The sequence below is a fragment of the Pseudomonas sp. Pseusp10 genome, from assembly GCF_059492225.1.
Map to the genome: position 1 here is coordinate 6,101,427 of NZ_CP168528.1, position 26,430 is coordinate 6,127,856.

A 26,430-nucleotide genomic window follows, 5' to 3' on the forward strand; every position below is an offset into this window, starting at 1 on the left:
CCCGTGTTTATCGAGGCCAGAACCTCTATTCCAGCGCCTTGCGATTGAAGTCGCGCAAACGGAACCCCATCAACACTAACATGCCGAAATAAGCCACCACACCCGCTGCCACCAACGCCCCCAGTCGCAAGAAGCGCTCGAGCATGTACCCCTGGTCCCAGGCTGGCATGAAGTGCATCACACCCAACAGTACCGCGGACATCACGGCCACCGCGACCAGCAACTTGAAACCGAACTTTGCCCAGCCCGGTTGCGGCTGGTACATCTGCTGTCTGCGCAGCTGATAGAACAACAACCCGGCATTGAGGCAGGCGCCGGCACTGATCGCCAGGGCCAGGCCCGCGTGAGCCAGCGGCCCGATCAGCATCAAGTTGAACAGCTGGGTGACTACCAGGGTGAAAATCGCAATTTTTACCGGTGTACGGATGTTTTGTTGCGCATAAAAGCCAGGGGCCAGCACTTTGATCACAATAATTCCGAGCAAACCGACCGAATAAGCGATCAGGGCACGCTGAGTCATCGATGCATCAAACGCATTGAACTGCCCGTACTGGAACAGTGAAACCGTCAGCGGCTCCGCCAGAATCCCCAATGCCAGGGAGCAAGGCAGCACCAAGACGAAGCACAGGCGCAGGCCCCAGTCGAGGATGCGCGAATACTCGTGACGATCCTTGTTGGCATAGGTCTTGGCCAGGGTCGGCAGCAGAATCGTCCCCAGCGCCACGCCCAGCACGCCGGATGGCAGCTCCATCAAACGATCGGCGTAATACATCCAGGATACTGAACCGGCGACCAGGAACGAGGCAAAAATAGTGTTGATGATCAGCGAAATCTGACTCACCGATACCCCGAGAATGGCCGGCAGCATTTGCTTCATGACGCGCCAGACGCCGGTGTCGCGCAGGTTCAGGCGCGGCAGCACCAGCATGCCGATCTTTTTCAGGTGCGGCAGCTGATAGAGCAATTGCGCCAGGCCGCCCGCCAGAACCGCCCAGCCGAGCGCCATCACCGGCGGGTCGAAGTACGGCGTCAAAAACACCGAAAAGATGATCATGCTGACGTTGAGCAAGGTCGGCACAAAGGCTGGCACCGAAAAGCGGTTCCAGGTGTTGAGGATCGCGCCGGCCAACGACGACAGGGAAATCAGCAGGATGTAGGGAAAGGTCACCCGCAAAAGGCTTGATGTCAGTTCGAACTTTTCCGGGGTATTGGTAAAACCCGGTGCTGTCACCCAGATGACCCACGGCGCGGCGATCATGCCCAACACCGTGACCAGCGCCAGCACCAGCGTCAGCAGGCCCGAAACGTAGGCAATGAAGGTTCGGGTCGCCTCTTCACCCTTCTGGCTTTTATATTCGGCAAGAATCGGCACGAACGCCTGGGAAAACGCCCCCTCGGCAAAGATCCGCCGCAGCAGATTGGGCAATTTGAAGGCGATAAAGAAGGCGTCGGTCGCCATTCCCGCGCCGAATGCGCGCGCAATGAGGGTGTCACGAACAAACCCCAGAATCCGGGAAAGCATTGTAATAGAGCTGACGGCGGCCAACGATTTGAGCAGATTCATGGAAAGAGTTTGTGCCTGTCGATAAACAGCAGGCGAACTACGCGCCTACTTGTGCGATACTCCGCGCCGCAACAGCACAGAGCCAAAGCTCGCGAGTTTACAGGTCACACGCCGGAAAGAAATATCCCGTCGCACCACGCCTACCACTTAGCGGAACGTTTCAAGCGCCCTTGACAAGACTTCAACTCATCGGCATGATTCGCGGCCTATTTTGTTTGCTATTTCCTAAAAAGTCTTTCGAGGAGCTCGACGGTGGCCAACTCACCTTCCGCCAAAAAACGTGCAAAACAGGCTGAGAAGCGTCGCAGCCACAACGCCAGCCTGCGTTCCATGGTTCGTACCTACATCAAGAATGTAGTTAAAGCCATCGACGCAAAAGACGCTGCCAAAGCTCAAGCCGCTTACGTTCTGGCTGTGCCAGTTATCGACCGTATGGCCGATAAAGGCATCATCCACAAGAACAAGGCCGCTCGTCATAAGAGCCGCCTGAATGGCCACGTTAAGGCCCTGAACGTTGCCGCTGCTGCCTAAGCGACTCGTTCATTAAAAAACCGACCTCAGGGTCGGTTTTTTATTGCCTGCGATTTGATGGGCACATAAAAAACTGTGGGAGCGAGCTTGCTCGCGATGACGGATTAACATTCAGCACTTGTGCTGGCTGGATATCCGCTATCGCGAGCAAGCTCGCTCCCACAGTTTGTTTTTGCGTCAAATTATTGGGCGTGCGCCCACGGCAAGATCGGAATCGCCGTCACCGCATTCTGCGGGCTGCCCTCGATCAAGCGATCGCTGTACACCAGATACACCAGCGTATTGCGCTTCTTGTCGAGGAAGCGCACCACCTGCATGGTCTTGAACACCAGCGATGTGCGCTCTTTGAACACCTCGTCGCCATCCTTGAGCTCGCCCTTGAAGCTGATAGGCCCGACCTGTCGGCAAGCGATAGACGCCTCGGCACGATCTTCAGCCAATCCAAGACCACCCTTCACGCCACCCGTCTTGGCGCGCGAGAGATAGCAGGTCACACCCTCGACCTTGGGGTCATCAAAAGCCTCGACCACGATCCGGTCATTTGGCCCGACGAACTTGAACACCGTCGAGACCTGACCGATCTCCTCGGCCGAAGCCAGCAGCGGCAGCGCCAACAGCAGCCCCAACAATCCTTTTGCCATGCGCATCCAGGTATTCCTTCAAACCAGAATCAGGTTATCGCGGTGAACCAGTTCCGGCTCCGCCATGTAACCCAACAGACCGACAATCGCCTCAGACGACTGACCGATGATTTTTTGCGCCTCCAGCGCACTGTAGTTGGCCAGGCCCCGAGCAATCTCACGACCGTCCGGCGCCACGCACACCACCATCTCACCGCGACGGAAGCTACCCTGCACCAGCTTCACCCCAACCGGCAGCAAGCTCTTGTTACCCTCGGACAACGCCGTCACCGCCCCCGCATCCAGCACCAGGGTGCCACGGGTTTGCAGATGACCGGCCAGCCACTGCTTGCGTGCCGCCAGCATGCCGCGCTCCGGCGACAGCAAGGTGCCGATGCGTTCGCCCGCCTTGAGGCGATCCAGCACACGCTCAAGACGTCCACCAACGATGATGGTATGAGCCCCAGAACGAGCCGCCAGACGCGCAGCACGCAGCTTGGTCTGCATACCACCACGCCCCAGCGCTCCGCCCGTACCGCCCGCCACCGCGTCGAGCGCCGGATCATCGGCACGCGCCTCGTAAATCAGCTGGGCATCCGGATTGTTGCGCGGATCGGCGTCGAACATGCCATCGCGATCCGTGAGGATCACCAGCAAGTCCGCCTCGACCAGGTTCGCCACCAGCGCTGCCAGGGTGTCGTTGTCGCCAAAACGGATTTCGTCGGTGACCACGGTGTCGTTCTCGTTGATCACCGGGATAACCTTCAGCTCGACCAGCGCACGCAGGGTACTGCGGGCATTCAGGTAGCGCTTGCGGTCGGACAGGTCGTCGTGGGTCAGGAGAATCTGCGCGGTATGCCGGCCATGCTCGGCAAAGCTCGACTCCCAGGCCTGCACCAGCCCCATCTGGCCGATTGCAGCAGCGGCCTGAAGCTCGTGCATAGCACTGGGTCGCGAGGTCCAGCCCAAACGGCTCATGCCGGCCGCTACCGCCCCGGAGGACACCAGCACCAACTCGACACCCGCCTCATGCAAGGCCACCATCTGCTCAACCCAGACACCCATTGCCGCGCGATCCAGGCCTTTGCCGTCCGCCGTCAGCAAAGCGCTGCCGATCTTCACGACCCAACGCTGCGCACCTGTCACCTTGCTCCGCATCATCTTCAACCTTAGCTTGAGGGCAGCGCGACCTAGCACTGCCCGTGACGTTATTCGTGGTTATTCGTGACCAACAATCGATTTCCAGATACCAAAACGCCGCTCGATTGAGCGGCGCTTAAGTTTATCGCAACGAATCAGTCACGCACGTAAATGATTTCCGGACCGTCTTCATCATCCACATCTTCTTCATCCCAATCATCGTCGCCGATGTCGTGGACCGACTTCACGCCACTGCGACGCAGGGCACGCTGGTCGTCCAGCGCCTGCAACTGGGCACGAGCTTCGTCTTCGATGCGCTGATCGAGCTCAGCCAGCTCTTCCTTGTAGGCCGGGTCGTTGGCCAGGCGATCGGCACGATCTTCCAGGTAACGCATGATGTCGTGGCACAGGCGCTCGGTGTTCTGCTTGGCAATCGCCGAGATCACGTAAACCGGACCCGTCCATTCCAGGCGATCGACGATTTCCTTGACGCGAGCATCATGCTCCTCATCAAGGATCTGGTCGCACTTGTTCAGGATCAGCCAGCGATCGCGCTCCGCCAGAGACGGACTGAACTTGGTCAGCTCACTAACGATGACTTCTGCAGCGTCCGGGGCACTGGTTTCATCCAGCGGCGCCATGTCGACGAGATGCAGCAGCAGGCGAGTACGCGACAAGTGCTTGAGGAAGCGAATACCCAGACCCGCACCATCGGAAGCGCCTTCGATCAAGCCCGGAATATCCGCAACCACGAAGCTTTTCCAGCGATCGACGCTAACCACACCCAGGTTCGGCACCAGCGTAGTGAACGGATAGTCGGCAACTTTCGGCTTGGCGGCCGACACCGAACGAATAAAGGTGCTCTTACCGGCGTTCGGCAAGCCCAGCAGCCCCACGTCCGCGAGCACTTTCATTTCCAGTTTCAGGTCACGCTGCTCGCCCGGCTTGCCTGGCGTAGTCTGGCGTGGCGCACGGTTGGTACTGGATTTGAAACGAGTGTTGCCCAGGCCGTGCCAGCCACCGTGTGCAACCAGCAGTTTCTGACCAGCCTTGGTCAGGTCGCCGATCACTTCCTGAGTGGCGGAGTCGATCACCGTGGTACCAACCGGCACACGCAGGATCAGATCCTCCCCCTTCTTGCCGGTGCAGTCGGTGCTACCGCCGTTGGAGCCACGCTCGGCATCGAAGTGCCGGGTGTAACGGTAGTCCACCAGGGTATTGAGGTTTTCGTCGGCCATCATGTAGATGGAACCGCCATCACCACCATCACCGCCGTTAGGACCACCGTTTTCGATGAATTTTTCGCGACGGAAACTCATGCAGCCATTGCCGCCGTCACCAGCCTTTACTCGAATCGATACTTCATCAACAAACTTCATAACAAACGCCTCTCGCCATACGGACGAGCCGAAAAACAATCAAGACATAAGACTCTTGCAAAAATGAGCGCAGCGACCCCAAACCACGACACCTGCATCGTACGCCGACAGCCCATGCAAACAGCTTTGCAAGAGACTCACCCCACAAACGAAAAAGCCCCGTCGCGAGACAGGGCTTTTCCAGCGATCGCGCAATTAAGCCGCGACTACGCTCACGTAACGACGACCGAAGGCGCCTTTTACTTCGAACTTGATCACGCCTTCGACTTTAGCGAAGAGGGTGTGATCTTTACCCATGCCAACGCCGTAGCCAGCGTGGAATTGGGTGCCGCGCTGACGCACGATGATGTTGCCTGCTTTGATAGCCTGGCCGCCATACATCTTCACGCCAAGGCGTTTGGCTTCTGAGTCGCGACCGTTACGGGTACTACCACCAGCTTTTTTGTGTGCCATGAGTTCAATTCTCCTAGTGAGGAATTAGGCTGAAATTAAGCCTGAATACCGGTGATTTTGATCTCGGTGTACCACTGGCGGTGGCCCATACGCTTCATGTGGTGCTTACGACGACGGAACTTGATGATGCGGACTTTATCGTGACGACCTTGGGAGATCACTTCAGCCACAACGGTAGCGCCAGCAACAACTGGAGCGCCGATATTCACGTCGTCACCGTTGGCAACCAACAGAACGCGATCAAAGGTAACGGATTCGCCGGTAGCGATTTCCAGTTTTTCGATCTTCAGGTATTCACCTGGGGCGACTTTGTACTGCTTGCCGCCAGTAACGATTACTGCATAAGACATGGTATTTCTCCGATAATCCTGCTCACCCAGCTCTTTATAAGAAGAGGTATTGGCTGGCATGGCTGCATGGGGCTGGAGGCCCGTTTGCAATTGCGTAAGGCAGGTGCTGCCCAGGAAGTTCAGGGTGCGCGATTGTACGCAAGGCACGAGCGCCTTGCAAGGGGCCGTCCATCGCGCCTTGACAGGCCCGGACGTGGGTCCTAGCATGCCGCGCAACCCTTCTGGAGCGGACTGTCGCTGATGCAACCCCAAGCTTTCTACCGCGCGGTGGCGGACGATTTTAGCGCCGTCGACGACATCATCAAGAAGCAGTTGACTTCGCGCGTGCCGCTTGTATCGAAAATCGGTGATTACATCACCTCGGCCGGCGGCAAACGCCTGCGTCCTTTATTAGTACTGCTGTGTGGCAAGGCCCTGGGTCGCGAAGGCGACGAACTGCGCCTGCTGGCTGCAACCATCGAGTTCCTGCACACCGCCACCCTGCTGCATGACGACGTGGTCGACATGTCCGGCATGCGCCGTGGCCGCTCGACCGCCAACGCCATGTGGGGCAACGCGCCAAGTGTGCTGGTCGGTGACTTCCTGTATTCGCGCTCCTTCGAAATGATGGTCGAGCTGGGCTCCATGCCAGTGATGAAGATCCTTTCGCAGGCCACGCGCATCATCGCCGAAGGCGAAGTGTTGCAGCTGTCGAAGGTGCGTGACGCCAGCACCACCGAAGAAACCTACATGGAAGTCATCCGCGGCAAGACCGCGATGCTCTTCGAAGCCTCGACCCATAGTGCTGCGGCCCTGTGCGAAGCCACGCCGGAACAGGCCGAAGCCCTGCGTACATTCGGTGATCACCTGGGCGTGGCCTTCCAACTGGTCGACGACCTCCTTGACTACAAAGGCGACGCTGAAACCCTGGGCAAGAACGTCGGTGACGATCTGGCCGAAGGCAAGCCGACCCTGCCGCTGATCTACACCATGCGCGAAGGTACGCCGGAACAGGCCGCCCTGGTGCGCAAGGCGATCCAGAAAGGCGGAATCGAAGATCTGGAAAGCATCCGCGAAGCCGTGGAGGCCTCGGGTTCGCTGGAGTACACCGCGCAACTGGCCCGCAATTATGTGACCCGCGCGATCAAGTGCCTCGAAGTGCTGCCTGCCAGCGAATACCGCGATGCACTGGTTGAACTGAGCGAGTTCGCGGTCGCGCGTACACACTGAAAACACTGCAAAACCCTGTGGGAGCGAGCCTGCTCGCGATTGCGATCTGACAGTCGACTTTGATGCTGACTGACACACCGCTATCGCGAGCAGGCTCGCTCCCACAGGTAACACATCGCACCTTCCGCCCTCTCCTGCTTAAAACCCTATATAATGTGCGCTTTTTAGCGATCCTGAATCCAAGGAGCCTTAGTGAGCACGCTGCCACCCTGCCCAAAATGCAATTCCGAATACACCTATGAAGATGGCGCCCAGCTGATCTGCCCCGAGTGCGCCCACGAATGGTCCGCCAGCGGTGAAGCCGAAGCGGCGTCCGATGACGCAGTGAAAAAGGATTCGGTCGGCAATGTCCTGCAGGACGGCGATACCATCACCGTGATCAAGGACCTCAAGGTCAAGGGCACGTCTTTGGTGGTCAAGGTAGGCACCAAGGTCAAGAACATCCGCCTGTGCGATGGCGATCACGACATCGATTGCAAGATCGACGGCATCGGCCCGATGAAACTCAAGTCCGAGTTCGTCAGAAAAGTCTGAACCTGCTGTATTCCATCCCGCGCCCGGCGTGGGATGGTGCCTCCCCCCCCGCTTCGCCTAGTAACTCCTCACAATAGCCAAACGCCAGTCGTTTTGACTTGACGCAATCTTTACCTGGAAAAAAGTGCAAACCGCCAATAGGCCCTTGCTATTTGATGAATAAGAATTATTCTCATAAAACCCTCAGTGGAGATGAGAACCATGACTTATTTGATCGATGCCTGGCTGGACCGACCACACCCTTACCTCAGGATCCTGCATCGGGAAACCGGGGAAGTCTGTGCCGTGCTTGAGGAGGAAGCCTTGAACGAACTGCAGGATCAGGGTGACCTGGACGTCAGCAGCCTGAGTTCCAGCGAGCCGGTGGTGCTCAAGGAACTGGTGCGCAATCTGTTTCTGTTCTGCTATGCCCGGGCATTGCGCCCGCACAGTGAACGGCACCACAAGATCGAAATATGAATCACCGTAAAAAACTGTGGGAGCGAGCTTGCTCGCGATAGCGGATGTTCCATCACAGATACATTGACTGACACACCGCCATCGCGAGCAAGTCGGATCGCCGCACCGTCGCTCCCACATCAGCCCGACGTTATATCGGGCCAGGTCTTACAGAACGTCGAGCAGTTCGACGTCGAACACCAGTACGCTGTGCGGCGGGATGCCGCCAACGCCTTGAGCGCCGTAAGCCAGTTCGCTCGGCACGTACAGGCGCCATTTGCTGCCGGCGTTCATCAGTTGCAGGGCTTCGGTCCAGCCGGCGATCACGCCGCCAACCGGGAATTCCGCAGGCTGGCCGCGCTCGTAGGAGCTGTCGAACACAGTGCCGTCGATCAGGGTGCCGTGATAGTGAGTACGCACGGTGTCTTCACGGGATGGCTTGGCGCCTTCGCCAGCGGTCAGAACTTCGAACTGCAGGCCGGAAGCCAGAGTGGTGATGCCTTCACGCTTGGCGTTTTCAGCCAGGAAAGCCAGGCCTTCGCCAGCGGCCGCTTCAGCCTTGGCTGCAGCTTCGGCCTGCATGATTTCGCGGATGACTTTGAAGCTGGCGGACATTTCTTCCTGACCCACACGGCTTGGCTTGCTGGCGAACGCGTCGGTCAGACCTGCCAGGATCGCGTCCAGGCTTACGCCTGGTGGCGGGTTGTCGCGCAGTTGATCGCCCAGCTGACGGCCAATACCGTAGCTGACGCGGGTTTCGTCGGTGGACAGATTTACTTCGGACATGACACTGCTCCGCTGTGCGGACGGCTCGGGAACTTGCCATGCGTGCACAGCGCGTCCCGGAGCGCCCGGAACCAAAAGGGCCAGCAGACTAGCACAGATGTCATGCCATTGATGAGGGGCGTCAGGCGATCGGCACCTTCAGGTTTTCCTCCACATCGGCAACCAGCCCGCACATTTCGTCATGCACGACCGTATGCACAAGGTTGAAATGCAACTTGGGAAAGGAGCGCAGCACATCACGGGCGTGCTCCACCGAACGCAGGCTCACCATATGGCCGTGCGTATCGCTCAGGGGGTACGCCGCGCCATGCATCCTTGCTTCCAGCAGGTAGATGCCCCCCTCCATGGAGATCAGGTTCAGCTCATCGACCTTCCCGGCGATGGCATACGCATTCAACTCTTGCAGGGTCATGAACGCACCTCACGCAGTGGCGAGCCAACATAGTTACAGGGATAGGCCTCGACGCATCAAAGCACAAGCCACAAACGACGCCGCCCGTCTGTTTTGCAACCCTGTGGGAGCGTGGCTTGCCCGCGATGGCATCACTGCGGTTCATCGTTAGACCGAGGTGATGCCATCGCGGGCAAGCCACGCTCCCACAATGGAAGTTGAAATCAGTGCTTGGTCAGCTTATCCAGGTAACCCATGGCGAATGCCGATACTACGAAAGTCATGTGGATGATCACGTACCACTGCAGATGCTCAGGATCGACGTTCTTGGCGTCCATAAAGATGCGCAGCAGGTGAATGGACGAGATCGCCACGATCGACGCAGCCACCTTCATCTTCAGCGACGAAGAGTCCATGGTGCCCAGCCAATTGAGCTTCTCCTTACTGTCGTCGATGTCCAGTTGCGAGACGAAGTTCTCGTAGCCGGAAATCATCACCATCACCAGCAAACCGCCCACCAGGGCCATGTCGATCAGCGACAACAGCACCAGGATCAAGTCCGATTCGGCCATCGAAAACACGTTCGGAATGACGTGGAAGACTTCCTGGAAGAATTTCAGTGCCAGCGCCAGCAACCCGAGGGACAGGCCGAAATAGATCGGCGCCAGCAGCCAGCGCGAGGCGTACATTGTATTTTCGATAAAGCGTTCCATTGAATCTCACATGCGGACTTAAAAATGGCCGCGAGTATACCAGCCGCCCGTCTATACCCAGAAGCAGTCAGAAACCGTCGAAAAATCCGCCACCTGCGCCGGTGTATCAAAGTTTTTCTGCTAGTGTCCAAATCATTGACTGCTCAGTGATGTCGGACAGGAAGACTGGAAATGGATGTGCGATTGCCTTTGACGAGTGCCGGAATTTGCCTGGCGCTGCTGCTAAGCGGCTGCTCACCCAGCGATGAAAAACGTCAGGTCAGCCTCGAAGAAAAAACCGCGCAGTTCGAAAAGTCGCTGGACGCCATCCAGGATCCGAAACTCAAGGATGCCGTGTCGGAGCTGGGCGGCTCACTGCTGCTGCTCGAACGCGCACAACTCAAGCTCGACAGCAAACCGGTTGAAACCGAATACGGCGAAGACGCCCTCGCCATGCTCAAGCACTACCCGAGCCCGCAGGCCCTGGTCGACACCTACATCAACGGGTTGTTCGTGCTGCAGAAGGACTCCAGCTCCGACTACCTGACCGATCTGCAACCGGTGTTTCCCTTCACGTTCAGCGTTCCTGCCGCGTTTTTGTTTCCCCATGGCCTGGAATGGCAGTCGGTCACCCTGAGTAACAAACGAGTGATTGCGTTCCAGCCGGAATGGTCGGAAACCGACCCCGGCATCCAGCTGAGTCCTTCGAGTTCCAACCTGACCAACCCCGATGACCTGACCGTGGCCTATCCCTTCATCGAAGGCCTCGACATCGACAGAAAGCAGCAACCGCAACCGGTGAGCCTGCAAGGCAAAGTCGAAGTCATCGCGCCACGCCGCCTCTACAGCTTCGACCTGACGAAAAAGGACGTAGGCCAGACTCGCACCAATGACAACCTGAGCGTCACCCTGCTCACATTGACGAACAACTACGCGGAAATCGAATACAACAACAGCGCGCCGCTGGCCCCCGAAGTCAGTGAAACGCCGCTGAACCCGCTGATCGTCCAGGCCAAGGACAGCACCGGGCAATTCATCTCGCGCGCCGGCTCAATCAACGAAACCGAGGTACAAATTGCCTTCTATCAGCAGCAGCTGGCCAAGATGCAGCAGCAAAAGAGCTGGAGCGAGACCCTGGAAAAACAGCTCGACGAAGAACAACGCAACTTTGAAAAACAGCAGGCTCGACATTATTCGAAGGTGTACTTCAACGGGACGATCGAAACGCTCGAAGTCAGCATGCTGGACTTTTCCGCCGTCACGGTCACCCGCAAGGACCTCGACCTGCCGATCCGTCGCTTCGACGCCATTACCACGGACAAGTCCATCCAGCCCCTGAACCTGCCCGTGGTGGTCTATGACGACCAGGCGGTGGACTGGCTGAAAGGGGCAACGCTGAGTGAGGATCAACTGAAAAAGAACGTCAGCATCAATCAATCGGTCGACGACCCCAGCGCGGCGCGAATCGAATTCACTCATCTGCGCAGCTTCAACGATGAACTGCTCGGCACATCGTTCAACCCCGGAGAAAGTCCGGTGAGTTTCTTTACCGAAGACGCGAGCGGCAAACGCGACGAGCCGATCGAGTTGCCGCCCCAGGCGTACCAGATCGATCCCCTGCGCGGCACCATTACCTACGATCTGAATCTGTTTCCGGAAACACCGGCCTATGCGGTGGGCTCGATACCGCTGTTCCTGGCCACAGTCGAGCAAAAAACCGTCGATGCCCGCCAACTGCCCAAAGGCCTTGAGCTCAAAGCCAATGCTCTGGTGGTTGATTTGAAGGAATTTCCCGCCCAGGACTGGCGCTTTTTCGCCAAGGACGACACTGGCAATTACTTGAAGGAAATTCTATCAGTCAGCCATGGCGCGAGCGCACAAGGGCCGGCACAGTTTGCCGTGCATTACTTCTACGGGCAGCCTACGCGCCTGGAAACCTATCGGCGCACTGACCTCGCCACGGTGCAATATGGTTTCGAGGTCAAACTCGACAAGGCCGACATGACGCGCCTTGATCAATAGTGCGACTCAGTGCTCGGGGTGAAACTCGAAGCCGCCCACGTTTCGGCAGCGACCACCGTTGATTTCCCGCAGTTGGGCTTGCAGGTGCAGGCACCAGATTTGCGGATCATCGGCCAACTCGTAGCCGTGCAAGGTCAGGCTTTCAACGATGGTGTCGAGGATTGATTCAGCGACGAATGGACCGTGAAACGGGCCTTGGGCCTTGATGGCCGAAGGTTGTTCACCGGCCATTCCGGCGGCGAACAGCAGAGTCCACATGCCCGTATCTCCCGCCAATGGACGGATGGCACACTCGATACGGGTCACAAGGCCCAGGCATTGACGGGTAAGGCAGAGGTTGCGCGACATGGCGGCGACCCTCGGTAGATCCGGTATTCAGCCCCCATGTGAAGGCTGTTTCGATCCTGTGATTACTGTCGATATCCCTGAGCTGAGAATAGAAGAAAAGTCTGGCCTGTAAGCCAGGCGAGACCAGAAGGTGCCGAGCGGTCACCGTGTGAATATTGACGTCATTTCGACGGCGTTTTTGGGGGATTCCATATACAAAATGTGGGAGCGGGCTTGCTCGCGAAAGCGGTACATCATTCAACATTAATGCTGGCTGACAGTACGCTTTCGCGAGCAAGCCCGCTCCCACAATGGAGTTGCCTGGCTTCAAATCAAATAGGTATCAAGCCGGTTTGGTTTCTGCCAACGCCTCTTGCGCCAATTCCTTCTCGGCTTCCTTCAGATCATCTTCACTGACCATTTCCGCGATAACCCGCAGGCGCTCCACTACTCGTGCGTTCACGCTGCCTTCAGGGAATTCGCCATTCTCGTCCGGCTCGCCGGCCGGCTCGCCGACCAGCAAACTCAAGGCTTCGTCGGCCTGACGGACCGCGTAGACATGGAACTGCCCCGCACGCACTGCCGCCAGCACCTTCTCGTCGAGCATCAGCGTGGCGACGTTGGCGTGAGGAATGATTGCCCCCTGCTCGCCGGTCAACCCGCGGGCTTCGCACAGACGGAAGAAGCCCTCGATCTTCTCGTTGACTCCGCCCACCGCCTGCACTTCGCCGAACTGGTTGATCGAACCGGTGATGGCAAAGCACTGCTTGAGCGGGGTTTTCGACAAGGCCGAGATCAGGGTGCAGGCCTCGCCCAGGGAAGCACTGTCGCCATCGACATAACCGTAGGATTGCTCCAGGGCAATGCTCGCGGAAATTGCCAGCGGAAATTCCTGGGCGTAACGGCTGCCCAGATACCCGGTGAGGATCATCACGCCTTTGGAGTGAATCGGCTGGCCGAGGTTGACCTCGCGCTCGATGTCGACAATGCCGCTGCCGCCCGGGTACACCGTGGCGGAAATCCGCGCCGGAATACCAAAGGCCGAGTCGCCGACTTCCAGCACGGTCAAGCCGTTGCACTTGCCGACCGCCGCGCCAGCAGTGTCGATCAGGATGATCCCGGCCAGCATATCGTCGAGAATCCGCGCCGAAACCCGCCCGGTCCGCGTGGCCTTGGCCTTGAGTGCCCGTTCGATGTGCCCGGCATCGGTCATTTCATCGCTGGCCAGATGGCGGATGAAGTCCGCCTCGCTGACCAGTTGGAACAAATCACCGATACGCGCCGACAAGCGCCCCTGGTGCTCGGCCAGACGCGCGCTGTAAGTCGCCAGGCGCGCCACCGCATCAGCGGTCAGCGGCGCCATGCCTTCTTCGGAAGTACGGGTTTTGAGCAACTGGGCGAACTGCTCCAGACTCTCGTCGACCATCGGGATGTCTTCGTCGAAATCCACCAGGACGCGAAACATTTCCTGGAAGTCCGGATCGAGGTCTTGCAGCGTGTAATAGAGCTGACGGGCACCGATGATGACGACTTTGACCTGCAATGGAATATGTTGCGGCGTCAGGGTCACGGTGGCCAGGCGGCCCAGTTCACCGAGCGGCGATTCCATTTTCAGCTTGCGCGATTGCAGGGCGCGTTTCAGCGCATCCCACACGAACGGCTCGCTGAGCATTTTGTCCGCTTCAAGGATCAGGAAACCACCGTTGGCCCGGTGCAAGGCACCCGGTCGCAGTTGCCGATAGGTGGTGTACAGCGCGCCCTGGTCGGTGCTGTATTCGATGCGACCGAACAGGTTTTCGTAGGTCGGGTGCGGCTCGAACACCACCGGCGCGCCGCCGCTGGCCGAGTGACCGACCACCAGGCTGGGCGCGTACTGTTCCTCCAGCAGTTTGCGGGCGACAGCGTCGGTCTTGCTGTCGTCCACCAATTGCTCGACCACGGTCTTGAGCAAGTACACCTGCATGGCTTGCAGATAACCGCACACCGCGGCGTTCTCGGCGTACTTCTCCGACAACGGTGACAACAATGGCTGCAAGGCCAGGGTGATGGTTTCTTCGTTGAGGTGGCGCAGTTGGTTGCTCGACTCACGCTTCCATTGCGGCAGGCTGGCGAGCTCTTCGTTCAGGCGCTCCTCCAGCACGGAAATATCCTCGTGGAAGCGATCGCGCTCGGTTTCCGGCAACTGGGCGAATTCAGCTTCGTCCAATGCCTTGCCGTCGCCCATCGGGGTGAAGGCGATATTGCTGGCGTCGCGGTAAAGCGCGACATCCTTTTCCAGTGCCAGACGCTCGATGACGTCCAGGGCCTTGTCGTAGCGCTGGTTGAAGGCGCGATCAATGGCGCTTTTCTTTTGCTGGTAGGACGGATGCTCGAAGACTGCCGGGAACGTCGCCAGCAGGTTGTCGATCAGACCGTTGATATCTCCAATGAAGTTACCGGCAGTGCCCGACGGCAATTCCAGGGCACGTGGTTCGCGCGGTTCATCGAAATTGTTGACATAGACCCAGTCCGCCGGGGTCTGCAGGCGCTTGCCTTCGGCCTTGAGGTAGCGTTTGACGAACGAGAACCGGCCAGTGCCGGGCTCGCCCATGACGAATACGTTGTAACCGGGGCGTGGCATGGCCACACCGAACTGCAAGGCTTCGACCGCACGTTCCTGGCCAAGCACACCGCGAAAGGGCTCCAGATCATTGGTGGTAGAGAAGCTGAACTGTTCAGCGGAAAACGGACGGGTCAGCGCTTCGGGCGCTAGACGCAAGCTGGCAGCAACAGGATCAGGCATCGGGCTTCCTTAACAATCAGGCGGGGCAGATTGCAGCATTCTGGCGCTGCCCATGCCCGACTGGCAAGGAGTGCCGCAGACCTGTGCATAGACAATCCGCAAACCCCAGGCGGCCCGGGCTTGCGCCGCGGTTTCCCATGAATGTTTTGCAAAAAATCACGGAACCCCATGATCGTGCCTAAACTCCAGACTGCGCGGCTGGACTAATGCCCGGCCCACTGGCACCAGACGGGCCAGACCCTTTGTCTATTGGTACGCACATAAAAGAGAACAACGCTATGAAACGGATTCTTCTTGGTACTCTCTTCACCGCTGTATCCATCAACGCCATGGCTCAGGCCCCGGGCGGCCCGGATTGCGGTTGGGGCAACATGCTGTTCGAAGGTCAGCGTGGTACTCCGGCTCACTTCCTGGCATCCACCACCAACGGCACTTCCGGCAACGCAACCTTCGGTATGACCTCCGGCACCAACGGTTGCGCAACCAACGCGTCGCTGACCTATGGCGGCAAATCCTGGTTTGCCATGAATGGCATGATGAATGAGCTGTCCGAGGACATGGCCAAAGGTCAGGGCGAAGCGCTGACCACCTACGCCGTGGTACTGGGCGTGGCGCCGGAAGACCGTGCGCACTTCGCCGCCGTCACTCACGAGCACTTCCAGCAGATCTTCAGCAAGGCTGACGTTACCGCCGAAGACGTGCATACCAATACCCTGGCCGTGCTCAAAGCCGACCCTCGACTGGCCAAGTACGCCACCCAGGCATAAGCTCGACCCGCCCCGCTTCTTCCGGGAAGCGGGTTTTGTATTTTGGACCTGTCCCTCCTCGGGTAATGTTGCTGACTACTGTAGAAGCTGGCTTGCCAGCGATGATTTCAAAGGCGCTGTGTTTATCCGGTAAACACGCGTAATCGTTAAGGACCATCGCTGGCAAGCCAGCTCCTACAGGTAAAAGGCATCCACCTCGTTGGGTCTTTGTTTTTTTCGACTTAAGTTGCCACCTATGCCCAAACGCCTTGCCTGGCTGGCGCTGTGTGCCTGCGCCCCGCTGTCCGCCGCGCCTCACATCGACCCACAACGTTTGCAGCAACTGGCCAACGACCCTTTCTGGATATCCCTGGGCCATTACGAAACCGCCAAGCTCGGCGGCTGGCGCAGCTATGTCAGCGACAGGAAATTCTTCCTCGCCGCCGATGGCAACGAACATCCGGACCATGAACTGGCGGCGACCGTACAAGCCTTGTACGCCCCGACCAGTGCAGGTGAACAACACGCGCAATGCGTCTACCCGGCCCGCACCCGCTGGCTGACAGAACAACTCGGCCTGAACGGCCTGCCGACACCGGACTGCGCCGGGTTCAAGCAATGGTTCAAGGACGTCTCGCCCGACAGCGCGGTGATGATCTTCCCGGCGGCTTACCTGAACAGCCCGTCCTCGATGTTCGGCCACACCCTGCTGCGCATCGACCAGGCCGATGTAAAGAGCGACAAGACTTCGCTGCTCAGCTATGCCATCAACTTCGGTGCCTACATCGAAGGCTCGGACAACAGCATCCTCTATGCCTGGAAAGGCCTGATGGGCGGTTATCCCGGCCTGTTCGCGCTGGTGCCCTATCAGGAAAAACTCTCGGAATATCGCAGCCTGGAAAACCGCGATCTGTGGGAATACCGCCTGAACCTGACCCGGCAAGAAACCGCGCGCATGGTCGAGCACGTCTGGGAGCTGAAACAGATCAAATTCGACTATTTCTTCTTCGACGAGAACTGCTCATACCGCTTGCTGGAACTGCTGCAGGTGGCCCGCCCGAGCCTGCGCCTGACCGAGCAATTCCCGCTCACAGCCATTCCGACCGACACCGTCAAAGCCGTGAAAAATGCCGGTCTGGTGGAATCCATCCAGTATCGTCCGTCCCGGGAACGCGAGTTGCTCAGTCGCGCCGAGCCGTTGAACCCCGAAGAGCAGCAATGGGTGCTGAAAGTCAGCGCCGACCAGAAACAATTGCAAGCCCCGGCGTTCAAGGCACAACCCCGCGAACGCCAGGCGCTGATCATCGATGCGGCCTATCGTCTGGAGCGTTACCGCGCCAATGGTCAGGAACGCGACCCCGTGCGCGCCCAGCGCAGCTTCGAACTGCTGCGGGCGATCAACCAGAACCCGGCGCCGGAGCTGGATATCCCGCAACCTGGCCTGCCTGAAGACGGTCACGAGTCCCGCACCTGGCAGCTCGGCCTTGGCATCCGTGGAGATAAAGCCTTTGGCGAGTACGGCTTGCGCATGGCTTATCACGACCTCAATGACAACAGCGAAAGCTTTCCCCTTGGCGCGCAGATTGAAATCCTACAATTGAAACTGCGCCAGTACGAAGGCAATGACTGGCAAGTGCAGCGACTGGACCTGGCGACCATTCGCTCCCTGACCCCGCGTAACGAGTTGCTGCAGCCGCTGTCATGGCAAGTCACCGGCGGTCTGGAACGGGTACCGGGCAAGCATGATGACCAAACCCTGGTCAGCCACATCAACGGTGGCGGCGGCGGTACCTGGCAACTGGACGACGATCTGCTCGGCTTTGCCCTGGGCACCGTGCGTATCGAGCACAACAACGACTTCGCCGCATTCATTGCCCCGGCCGCCGGTTTCAACAGTGGTGTGCTGTGGAAAAACCCGCTGGGCAACTTGAGCCTGGAAGCCAAGGGCGACTTTTTCACCAATGGTGAAGTGCGTCGTGGCCTGAGTCTGAATCAGCAATGGGAAATATCCCGCAATCTCGGACTGCGCTTGAGCGCCCAGCGCGAGTTCAGCCATTTGGCGACGCCCGAGAACGAAGTGATGCTTGAGCTGAAGTGGTATCACTACTGACCCGAACGTACCGCACATCCCTGTGGGAGCGAGCTTGCTCGCGATAGCGGCCGTTCAGCCAACACACTTGTTGAATGTCAGTCCCTCATCGCGAGCAAGCTCGCTCCCACAGGGAATCGTCGTTTCCGACGGATTGATCACACACCTTTCACAACCACCCGACGCATCCACTTCTAGACTTTCCTTATCAGCCGCGTATCGGCCTGGCAGCAGAAGGATCAGAACGCCACCCGGGCCTATCACTCGCCGTAAGTCGCTTTCAGACATTTGCTGAATCCAAATGCCTGCGACCATGACCCAAACCCTATATCGGGAGAGTTCCATGAGCCGTGCCTTCGTCAATGAAGATAACGCCGCCGCGCAAGCCGATCAGCCTGTCGAACGGCAGGTCAGCGCGCAGCCCAATTACGTCACGCCGCAAGGCCTGAATCTGTTGCAGGGTAAAGTCGCAGAATTGCAAACCCTGCACGCCGAACAATCGGCCAAGGGCGAGCAGGCTGACAAGCAGCGCCTGGCGGATCTCGAGCGTGATTTGCGTTACTTCAAGCAGCGCCTGAGCAGCGCTCAGGTGGTACCCGCCGCGACTTCGACCGAGAAGGTGCAGATCGGCAGTTGGGTGACTTACGCCGATGAACACGCCACCGAACGCCGGGTACAACTGGTGGGTGAAGATCAGGCCGATGCTGCCCACGGCCTGATCAATTGGGGGTCGCCGCTGGGTCGGGCACTGCTCGGTGCACGACTCAACGATGAAGTGCTGTGGCAGCGCCCCGCCGGGGATCAATTGATCGAAGTGATTCGTATCGAACCGGCGTAGGCTTCGCCTAAACCACGCCTTGGGCCAGCATGGCATCGGCGACCTTGACGAAGCCGGCGATGTTCGCGCCCTTGACGTAGTTGACCCGGCCATTTTCTTCGCCGTAATGCACGCAAGCGTGGTGGATCGACTGCATGATCGCGTGCAGCTTGCTGTCCACTTCTCCACCGGTCCACGCCAGGCGCATGGCGTTCTGCGACATCTCCAGCCCGCTCACCGCCACACCACCGGCGTTGGATGCCTTGCCCGGCGCAAACAGAATGTCCGCCTCGATGAACAGGTCCACCGCCTCAAGGGTGGTCGGCATGTTCGCGCCTTCGGCCACGCAGATGCAGCCGTTGCGCAGCAAGGTGCGAGCGGCTTCAGCGTCCAGTTCGTTTTGCGTCGCGCACGGCAACGCGATATCGCAGCTCAGGCTCCATGGCAACTGACCGGCACGGAACTCAAGGCCAAAACGGCCGGCCAGTTCACGGATGCGCCCGCGCTGTACGTTTTTCAGCTCCAGCACCGCCAGCCATTGCTCCTCGGTCAAACCGCTTTCGCAATACAACGTGCCTTCGGAGTCGGACAGCGAAATCACTTTGCCGCCCAGGTCCATGACCTTGCGCGCCGCGTATTGCGCAACGTTGCCGGAACCGGAAATCGCCACGCGCTTGCCCTCGACTGCCAAACCGCGGCGTTTGAGCATTTCCTCGGCGAAGTACACACAACCGAAACCGGTGGCTTCCGGGCGAATCAGGCTGCCGCCGTAGCTTGGGCCTTTGCCGGTCAGCACGCTGGTGAACTGGTTGCTCAGGCGCTTGTACTGGCCAAACAGGAAACCGATTTCCCGCGCGCCCACACCGATGTCCCCGGCCGGCACGTCAACGTCGGCACCAATGTGGCGGTACAACTCGCTCATGAAGGCCTGGCAGAAGCGCATGACTTCCGCGTCGCTTTTGCCTTTGGGGTCGAAGTCCGAACCGCCCTTGCCGCCGCCCATGGGCAATGAAGTCAGGGAGTTTTTGAAGGTCTGTTCAAAGGCGAGGAATTTCAGGACGCCCATGTTCACCGACGGGTGAAAACGCAAGCCGCCCTTGTACGGGCCGATCGCGCTGTTCATCTGGATGCGGAAACCACGATTGACCTGGACCTTGCCCTGATCGTTGACCCACGACACGCGAAACACCACCGCCCGCTCCGGCTCGCAGATGCGTTCCAGAATGCCCGAGGTCAGGTAATGCGGATTCGCTTCAAGAAACGGCCACAGACTGCGTAGTACTTCTTCCACGGCCTGGTGAAATTCAGGCTGGTCCGGATCGCGATTTTTCAGGCGCGCAAGGAAGGATTCGACGGATTCGATCATGGAAAAGTCTCGGCAAATTTATTGTCGTTGGGAGAGATTGGGCCGGACTGTAACAAACGATTCGCGCACAAGAACAGAGCAAAATGTCGCATTTATGAAATTAAATGGTGCACAGGATATAAAGCAGAGTGCTTTTTGGCCTGATATTGCACCTGAATGGGGAGCCACGACTCAATTCCTGCACCATCAGGAATACCGCCTTCGCGAGCAAGCCCGCTCCCACAGGAGGTCGGTGTTGAATTCAGAGGTGTGCCCTTCACAAAACCCTGTGGGAGCGGGCTTGCTCGCGAAGGCCGCTGCTCGGTCTCACTGAAAAAACGCAAAAAAAAACGGAGCCCGAAGGCTCCGCTCTTTATGCAACCAACCCGAAATCAGGCCAGTTTCTTGTGCCGTACACGATGCGGCTGGGCAGCCGCATCGCCGAGGCGCTTTCTACGGTCGGCTTCGTACTCGGTGTAGTTGCCCTCGAAGAACACCGCTTGCGAGTCGTCTTCGTACGCCAGGATGTGCGTCGCGACGCGGTCAAGGAACCACCGGTCGTGGGAGATCACAATGGCGGCGCCCGGGAAGTCCAGCAGGGCTTCCTCCAGGGAACGCAGGGTTTCAACGTCGAGGTCGTTGGACGGTTCGTCGAGCAGCAGGACGTTGCCGCCCTCTTTCAAGGTCAGGGCCAGGTGCAAGCGGCCGCGCTCACCGCCGGACAGGTCCTTGACGAACTTCTGCTGATCGCCGCCCTTGAAGTTGAAGCGACCGACGTAGGTACGCGACGGGATTTCGTAGTTGCCGATGCGGATCTGGTCGGAACCGTCGGAGATCTGCTGGAACACGGTCTTGCTGCCGTCCAGGTCTTCGCGGCTCTGGTCGACGCAAGCCAGTTGCACGGTTTCACCGACTTCGATGCTGCCCGAATCCGGAGTTTCCTTGCCCATCAACATACGGAACAGGGTCGACTTACCGGCACCGTTACCGCCGATCACGCCTACGATGGCGCCTTTAGGCATGGAAAACGACAGGTTGTCGATCAGCACGCGGTCGCCGTAGCCCTTGGTGACGTTCTTGAATTCGATGACCTTGTCGCCCAGGCGTGGACCGGCCGGGATGTAGATCTCGTTGGTTTCGCTGCGCTTCTGGAATTCCTGCGATTGCATTTCTTCGAAGCGTTGCAGACGAGCCTTGGATTTCGACTGGCGGGCCTTGGCGCCTTTGCGCACCCACTCCAGTTCTTCCTTCATGGCTTTTTCGTGGGCCGATTGCTGCTTGGATTCGGCAGCCAGACGATCGGACTTGGCTTCAAGCCAACCCGAATAGTTGCCCTCGTAAGGAATGCCCGCGCCGCGGTCGAGTTCCAGAATCCAGCCAGCAACGTTGTCCAGGAAGTAACGGTCGTGCGTGATCGCTACCACGGTACCCGGGAAATCGTGCAGGAAGTGCTCAAGCCACGCAACGGAATCGGCGTCCAGGTGGTTGGTGGGTTCGTCGAGCAGCAGCATGTCCGGTGCGGACAGCAACAGACGGCACAGGGCCACACGACGCTTCTCACCACCGGAGAGGTGTTCGACCTTGGCATCCCAGGCCGGTAGACGCAGCGCATCGGCGGCGACTTCCAGCTGACGCTCCAGGTTGTGGCCGTCGCTGGCTTGCAGGATCGCTTCGAGCTTGGCCTGTTCGGCGGCCAGTTTGTCGAAGTCGGCATCCGGATCGGCATAGGCCGCGTAGACCTCGTCCAGGCGTGCCTGGGCATCCTTGATCACGCTGACCGCTTCCTCGACCACTTCACGCACGGTCTTGGTCGGATCAAGAATCGGCTCCTGCGGCAGGTAGCCGATGTTCAGCTCCGGCATCGGACGGGCTTCGCCCTCGAATTCGGTGTCGACGCCGGCCATGATTTTCAGCAGCGTGGACTTACCCGAACCGTTGAGGCCAAGCACGCCGATCTTGGCGCCGGGGAAGAACGACAGAGAAATGTTTTTCAGGATTTCCCGCTTCGGCGGAACAACTTTGCCCAGCCGATGCATGGTGAATACGTATTGAGCCATGGAGAACCTAGGGTCAGTGACTGATGAATGAATAGGGTACAGGCGATGCCTGGCCAGGCTGTGCGCGTCGTCCGATTGAGAGTTTCCAATACAGGCGCGCTGAAAAAGCCTAGGAGCTGGAACGCTCCCGCGTAACCCGCAAAGCTACCTTAATGACAGATGGCAGTCCAGCCGACGGGCTGGGGCTGGCACTTCGCCACAACTCAGGGCATGCTAGCCGCCCTTCGGGCGTCCGGCTTATAGTGCACGTCGCGCCAGTCCAGCCAAACCGCAGGATTACAGCTTGTCCAATGTCCCTCCGCCTCTGACTTCCAGTGCGCCGGCCACAGCGCCTGGCTCCCCCCTGCGCGGGACCTTGAAGGGCACCTTGGCGACACTCGCATTATTGCTGCTGGCCCTGCTGTTCTGGCAGTTGCTCGACCAGTTGCGCGAAACCCAGAAAAACCAGCGTCAGTACACCATCGACTACACCGCCGATCTGGCCGCGCAGGTCAGCCTGAAGATGGCACTCAACGCGCAGATCGCCCTCAACCTGTTGCCGATCGTCGAGCAACCGCAAGACGCCGATGAACTGCAGGCGCTGCTGCGCAAACTGCAACAGTCGCTGCCTGATCTGCGTAGCCTGGCTTTGCTCAGCCCTTCGGGAAGAGTCCTCAGTGACAGCGCTCCCGACAGCGATGACAGCGACTACCTGGGTGAACTGGTACGCCGCAGCCACGCCCAGGCGCACTACTTCAGCAATGCCACCGACGGTTCTGTGGTGCATTTATTGTTGCATCAGGCCAGCGGCAGTTCCCGCGGCTACTGGGCCTTGCGCCTGACGCCCACCTTCTTTTCGTCCCTGACCAAGCAGAGCGAGGCTGGCGACCGCCCGTTTTGGCTGGTGGAGAACCGCATCAATCATCAGATCGTCAGCCGCGACAAAGGGCTGCCCTCGGTCAATCCGGGTACGCTGACCGAGGACGATGTCGCCAACAGCGTGCTGACGGTTCCGCTGAGCAGCAGCGATTGGCAACTGCGCGGTTTGTTCGACCGTCAGCGAGTGCTGGAAGAACTGCTGCCGGCGTTCATCGGCAAATGCCTGCTGGGCCTGGCGTTTTCCATGCTGCCGTTCATCGCCTTGCTGAACATGCGCCGGCGTCAGCGCCAGTTGAATGAAGGTCGCCGACGTTACCAGGACATTTTCGAAGGCACCGGCGTGGCTTTGTGCGTGCTCGACATGTCGGGGCTCAAGGTCTTTTTCGACAAGGCACAACTGCAGGACAGCGAGCAACTGCAAGCGTGGCTGGCGATCCCGGAGCAACGCCGGCAATTGCTCAAGGAACTGCGGATCACCGAGGTTAACCAGGTCGCGCTGCAACTGCTGAATGTCGATAGCACCGACAACGCCTGGAAACTGCTGGTCGACGGCAATCCGCAGGATGGCACCGCCATCGGCAACCAGGTGCTCGACGCGATGCTCAACCGCCAGCAACAGTTTGAGTTGGAAATCAAGCTCCAGGACGCCAGCGGTCGCGACCAGCACCTGTGGCTCGTGCTGCGTCTGCCGCAAACCCCGGACGACTATGACGCGGTGATCCTGAGCATCACCGACATCACCAGCCGCAAGCTCATCGAACTGTCATTGCAGGAGCGCGAAGGGTTCTGGTCGGACGTGGTGCGCACGGTGCCGGATCACCTGTATGTGCAGGATGTGATCAGCCAGCGCATGATCTTCAGCAACCACCATCTGGGCCAGACGCTGGGTTACAACCGCACCGAGCTGCACCAGATGGGCGAGTACTTCTGGGAAATCCTCCTGCACCCCGAAGACGCCGACTATTACCACCGCTCCCGCCAGGTCCAGCGCCAGGCCGGTTATCACCAGTTGATGCAGTGCCAGTTGCGCTTCCGCCATCGGGACGGCCAGTGGCGACGTTTCGAGATTCGCGAGCAGGCATTGGCACGGGACAGAGAGGACCAGGTCACGCGGATCATCGGCGTGGCCAAGGACATCACCGACCAGATCGAGGCCAGCGAATCCCTGCGCGACAGCGAGCAGCGCTACCGCATGCTCGCCGAAAGCATCAGCGATGTGATCTTCTCCACCGACAGCCGCCTGAATCTCAATTACGTCAGCCCCTCGGTGCAAGCCGTGCTGGGTTACGACGCCGAGTGGATTTTCCAGAACGGCTGGCAATCGACCATCGCCAACCCGCAACAACTGACCGGCATCTACCACCTGATGGACCGGGTCAGCAAAGCGCTGGATCAACCGGACCACCTGGCGCTGTTACGCAGCCAGGTGCAAACCCAACTGTTCCTGTTCGACTGCCTGCGGGCCGACGGACGCAAGATCCCGATCGAACTGCGCCTGGTATTGGTTTGGGACGAACACGGCACGTTCGAAGGCGTGCTCGGCGTCGGTCGCGACATCAGCCAGCAACGCCGGGCCGAAAAAGACCTGCGCATGGCGGCCACGGTATTCGAACACTCGACCTCGGCGATCCTGATCACCGACCCGGCCGGCTACATCGTCCAGGCCAACGAAGCCTTCAGTCGAGTCAGTGGCTATGCCGTGGAGCAAGTCCTCGACCAGTTGCCGAACATGCTGACTGTCGACGATCAGCAGGAAGCCCACCTGCGGTATGTGCTCAAACAATTGAGCCAGCACAGCACCTGGGAAGGCGAAGTCTGGCTCAAGCGCCGTAATGGCGAGCATTACCCGGCCTGGGTCGGAATCACCGCCGTACTCGACGACGAAGGCGACCTGGCCAGCTATGTGTGTTTCTTCAGCGACATCAGCGAGCGCAAGGCCAGCGAGCAGCGGATTCACCGTCTCGCCTACTACGACGCCCTGACGCACCTGCCCAACCGATCGCTGTTCCAGGATCGCCTGCACACGGCGTTGCAATCGGCCGAACGGCAGAAGTCGTGGGTGGTGCTGATGTTCCTCGACCTCGACCGTTTCAAGCCGATCAACGACTCCCTGGGCCACGCCGCCGGCGACCGCATGCTCAAGGAAATGGCCACACGCCTGCTCGGTTGCGTCGACGATGACGACACCGTGGCGCGCATGGGCGGCGACGAATTCACCTTGCTCCTGCAACCGCGAGCTAACCGTGAAGTCGCCTTGACCCGGGCAATTCATGTGGCGGAACAGATTCTTGCCAGCCTGGTGAAACCCTTCGTGCTCGAAGGCCGCGAGTTCTTCGTCACGGCCAGTATCGGCATCGCCCTGAGCCCGCAGGACGGTAACGAACTCAGCCAGTTGATGAAGAACGCCGACACCGCGATGTACCACGCCAAGGAGCGCGGCAAGAACAACTTCCAGTTCTATCAGGCGGACATGAACGCCAGTGCGCTGGAACGTCTGGAGCTGGAAAGCGACTTGCGCCATGCCCTGGAGCAGAACGAATTCGTGCTGTATTACCAGCCGCAGTTCAGCGGCGACGGCAAGCGCCTGACTGGCGCCGAAGCCTTGTTGCGCTGGCGTCATCCGCGTCGCGGGCTGGTGCCGCCGGGGGATTTCATTCCAGTGCTCGAAGAGCTCGGGCTGGTGGTGGATGTCGGCGACTGGGTGATCAGCGAGGCCTGTCGCCAACTCAAGGCCTGGCATCAGGCCAGGGTACGGGTGCCGAAGGTGTCGGTGAACATCTCGGCGCGGCAGTTCTCCGACGGCCAGCTCGGCACACGAATCGCCACCATCCTCAAGGAAACCGGCCTGTCGCCGGCGTGCCTGGAACTGGAACTCACCGAAAGCATCCTGATGCGCGAAGTCAGCGAGGCGATGCAGATCCTCGACGGCCTGAAAAACCTCGGCCTGAGCATTGCGGTCGACGATTTCGGTACCGGTTACTCATCGCTCAACTACCTCAAGCAGTTCCCGATCGACGTACTGAAGATCGACCGCACCTTCGTCGACGGCTTGCCGTCGGGTGAGCAGGATGCGCAGATCGCCCGGGCAATCATCGCCATGGCCCACAGCCTTAACCTGGCGGTGATCGCCGAAGGTGTGGAAACCCACGAGCAGCTGGATTTCCTGCGCGAGCACGGTTGCGACGAGGTGCAGGGTTACCTGTTCGGGCGCCCGATGCCGGCGGGCCAGTTCGAAGGGCAGTTCAGCAATGATGCCCTCTTCATGTTCGACTGAGGTTTGCGGCGCGGCAATTGGCCTCA

The 26,430-nt window shown here is 59.1% G+C and carries 22 protein-coding genes; 9 read left to right on the forward strand and 13 right to left on the reverse strand.

The features are described from left to right. Nucleotides 1-25: 25 nt before the first annotated feature. Entirely contained in the window at nucleotides 26-1,564 is a 1,539-nt protein-coding gene (murJ, locus tag ACEN8Z_RS27750; RefSeq protein WP_495596293.1) for a murein biosynthesis integral membrane protein MurJ, read from the reverse strand. A 252-nt stretch (nucleotides 1,565-1,816) separates the two neighbouring features. On the opposite strand from murJ, the gene rpsT reads away from it, so the two are divergent. Next, nucleotides 1,817-2,095: a 30S ribosomal protein S20 gene (gene rpsT / locus ACEN8Z_RS27755; protein WP_007970922.1), complete on the forward strand. Its 279-nt coding sequence runs from the start codon at nucleotides 1,817-1,819 to the stop codon at nucleotides 2,093-2,095. A 182-nt stretch (nucleotides 2,096-2,277) separates the two neighbouring features. Here the strand turns inward: rpsT and ACEN8Z_RS27760 are convergent, their stop codons facing one another. From ACEN8Z_RS27760 to rplU, 5 genes are all read right to left on the reverse strand, one after another. Continuing rightward, the gene (locus ACEN8Z_RS27760; protein ID WP_108231236.1) at nucleotides 2,278-2,742 is read right to left on the reverse strand and encodes a CreA family protein; all 465 of its coding nucleotides are present in this window, start codon (nucleotides 2,740-2,742) and stop codon (nucleotides 2,278-2,280) included. 12 nt (nucleotides 2,743-2,754) lie between these two features. Then, complete coding sequence (gene proB, locus ACEN8Z_RS27765; RefSeq protein ID WP_033052220.1) at nucleotides 2,755-3,873, reverse strand: glutamate 5-kinase; 1,119 nt, start codon at nucleotides 3,871-3,873, stop codon at nucleotides 2,755-2,757. 137 nt (nucleotides 3,874-4,010) lie between these two features. Continuing rightward, entirely contained in the window at nucleotides 4,011-5,234 is a 1,224-nt protein-coding gene (cgtA, locus tag ACEN8Z_RS27770) for an Obg family GTPase CgtA (protein ID WP_007970919.1), read from the reverse strand. A 195-nt stretch (nucleotides 5,235-5,429) separates the two neighbouring features. After that, on the reverse strand, nucleotides 5,430-5,687 hold the full coding sequence (gene rpmA, locus ACEN8Z_RS27775; protein WP_003281574.1) for a 50S ribosomal protein L27: 258 nt from the start codon (nucleotides 5,685-5,687) through the stop codon (nucleotides 5,430-5,432). Nucleotides 5,688-5,722: 35 nt separating this feature from the next. Beyond that, on the reverse strand, nucleotides 5,723-6,037 hold the full coding sequence (gene rplU / locus ACEN8Z_RS27780; RefSeq protein ID WP_003176051.1) for a 50S ribosomal protein L21: 315 nt from the start codon (nucleotides 6,035-6,037) through the stop codon (nucleotides 5,723-5,725). Nucleotides 6,038-6,277: 240 nt separating this feature from the next. On the opposite strand from rplU, the gene ACEN8Z_RS27785 reads away from it, so the two are divergent. The 3 genes from ACEN8Z_RS27785 (at nucleotide 6,278) to ACEN8Z_RS27795 (ending at nucleotide 8,239) form a co-directional block, all read left to right on the forward strand. Further along, on the forward strand, nucleotides 6,278-7,246 hold the full coding sequence (locus tag ACEN8Z_RS27785; RefSeq protein WP_495596294.1) for a polyprenyl synthetase family protein: 969 nt from the start codon (nucleotides 6,278-6,280) through the stop codon (nucleotides 7,244-7,246). Nucleotides 7,247-7,438: 192 nt separating this feature from the next. Further along, the gene (locus tag ACEN8Z_RS27790) at nucleotides 7,439-7,780 is read left to right on the forward strand and encodes a zinc ribbon domain-containing protein YjdM (RefSeq protein ID WP_008028840.1); all 342 of its coding nucleotides are present in this window, start codon (nucleotides 7,439-7,441) and stop codon (nucleotides 7,778-7,780) included. 201 nt (nucleotides 7,781-7,981) lie between these two features. Then, nucleotides 7,982-8,239 (forward strand): PA4570 family protein, encoded by a 258-nt coding sequence (locus ACEN8Z_RS27795; RefSeq protein WP_495596295.1) that lies wholly within the window; start codon nucleotides 7,982-7,984, stop codon nucleotides 8,237-8,239. A 147-nt stretch (nucleotides 8,240-8,386) separates the two neighbouring features. Here ACEN8Z_RS27795 and bamJ read toward each other — a convergent pair whose 3' ends face one another. The 3 genes from bamJ to ACEN8Z_RS27810 form a co-directional block, all read right to left on the reverse strand. Next, nucleotides 8,387-9,004: a BamJ family beta-barrel-assembly machinery protein gene (gene bamJ / locus ACEN8Z_RS27800; RefSeq protein WP_108231230.1), complete on the reverse strand. Its 618-nt coding sequence runs from the start codon at nucleotides 9,002-9,004 to the stop codon at nucleotides 8,387-8,389. Between the two features lie 121 nt (nucleotides 9,005-9,125). Beyond that, entirely contained in the window at nucleotides 9,126-9,416 is a 291-nt protein-coding gene (locus ACEN8Z_RS27805) for a DUF6482 family protein (RefSeq protein WP_495596296.1), read from the reverse strand. Nucleotides 9,417-9,619: 203 nt separating this feature from the next. Next, nucleotides 9,620-10,108 (reverse strand): TIGR00645 family protein, encoded by a 489-nt coding sequence (locus ACEN8Z_RS27810; protein WP_128605940.1) that lies wholly within the window; start codon nucleotides 10,106-10,108, stop codon nucleotides 9,620-9,622. A 171-nt stretch (nucleotides 10,109-10,279) separates the two neighbouring features. On the opposite strand from ACEN8Z_RS27810, the gene ACEN8Z_RS27815 reads away from it, so the two are divergent. Then, a complete protein-coding gene (locus tag ACEN8Z_RS27815; RefSeq protein ID WP_495596297.1) occupies nucleotides 10,280-12,109 on the forward strand; it encodes a hypothetical protein in 1,830 nt (609 codons plus the stop codon). A gap of 6 nt (nucleotides 12,110-12,115) precedes the next feature. Here the strand turns inward: ACEN8Z_RS27815 and ACEN8Z_RS27820 are convergent, their stop codons facing one another. Both ACEN8Z_RS27820 and ACEN8Z_RS27825 read right to left on the reverse strand, forming a co-directional pair. Beyond that, a complete protein-coding gene (locus tag ACEN8Z_RS27820) occupies nucleotides 12,116-12,457 on the reverse strand; it encodes a PA4575 family protein (RefSeq protein WP_007996446.1) in 342 nt (113 codons plus the stop codon). A 322-nt stretch (nucleotides 12,458-12,779) separates the two neighbouring features. Next, nucleotides 12,780-15,218 (reverse strand): Lon protease family protein, encoded by a 2,439-nt coding sequence (locus tag ACEN8Z_RS27825; protein WP_495596298.1) that lies wholly within the window; start codon nucleotides 15,216-15,218, stop codon nucleotides 12,780-12,782. Between the two features lie 278 nt (nucleotides 15,219-15,496). On the opposite strand from ACEN8Z_RS27825, the gene ACEN8Z_RS27830 reads away from it, so the two are divergent. The 3 genes from ACEN8Z_RS27830 (at nucleotide 15,497) to ACEN8Z_RS27840 (ending at nucleotide 18,891) form a co-directional block, all read left to right on the forward strand. Further along, on the forward strand, nucleotides 15,497-15,985 hold the full coding sequence (locus tag ACEN8Z_RS27830; RefSeq protein ID WP_007970900.1) for a DUF3015 domain-containing protein: 489 nt from the start codon (nucleotides 15,497-15,499) through the stop codon (nucleotides 15,983-15,985). A 235-nt stretch (nucleotides 15,986-16,220) separates the two neighbouring features. Further along, nucleotides 16,221-18,074 carry an Lnb N-terminal periplasmic domain-containing protein gene (locus ACEN8Z_RS27835; protein ID WP_495596299.1) on the forward strand — a complete coding sequence of 618 codons (1,854 nt, stop codon included), beginning with the start codon at nucleotides 16,221-16,223 and terminating at the stop codon, nucleotides 18,072-18,074. A 322-nt stretch (nucleotides 18,075-18,396) separates the two neighbouring features. After that, nucleotides 18,397-18,891: a GreA/GreB family elongation factor gene (locus ACEN8Z_RS27840; protein WP_495596300.1), complete on the forward strand. Its 495-nt coding sequence runs from the start codon at nucleotides 18,397-18,399 to the stop codon at nucleotides 18,889-18,891. A 7-nt stretch (nucleotides 18,892-18,898) separates the two neighbouring features. On the opposite strand, the gene gdhA is transcribed toward ACEN8Z_RS27840, so the two are convergent. Further along, entirely contained in the window at nucleotides 18,899-20,236 is a 1,338-nt protein-coding gene (gdhA, locus tag ACEN8Z_RS27845) for an NADP-specific glutamate dehydrogenase (protein WP_495596301.1), read from the reverse strand. 371 nt (nucleotides 20,237-20,607) lie between these two features. Then, entirely contained in the window at nucleotides 20,608-22,272 is a 1,665-nt protein-coding gene (gene ettA, locus ACEN8Z_RS27850; RefSeq protein ID WP_008004307.1) for an energy-dependent translational throttle protein EttA, read from the reverse strand. Nucleotides 22,273-22,555: 283 nt separating this feature from the next. Between ettA and ACEN8Z_RS27855 the strand changes: the two genes are divergently transcribed. Continuing rightward, on the forward strand, nucleotides 22,556-26,404 hold the full coding sequence (locus ACEN8Z_RS27855; protein WP_495596302.1) for a sensor domain-containing protein: 3,849 nt from the start codon (nucleotides 22,556-22,558) through the stop codon (nucleotides 26,402-26,404). Nucleotides 26,405-26,430: the final 26 nt, after the last annotated feature.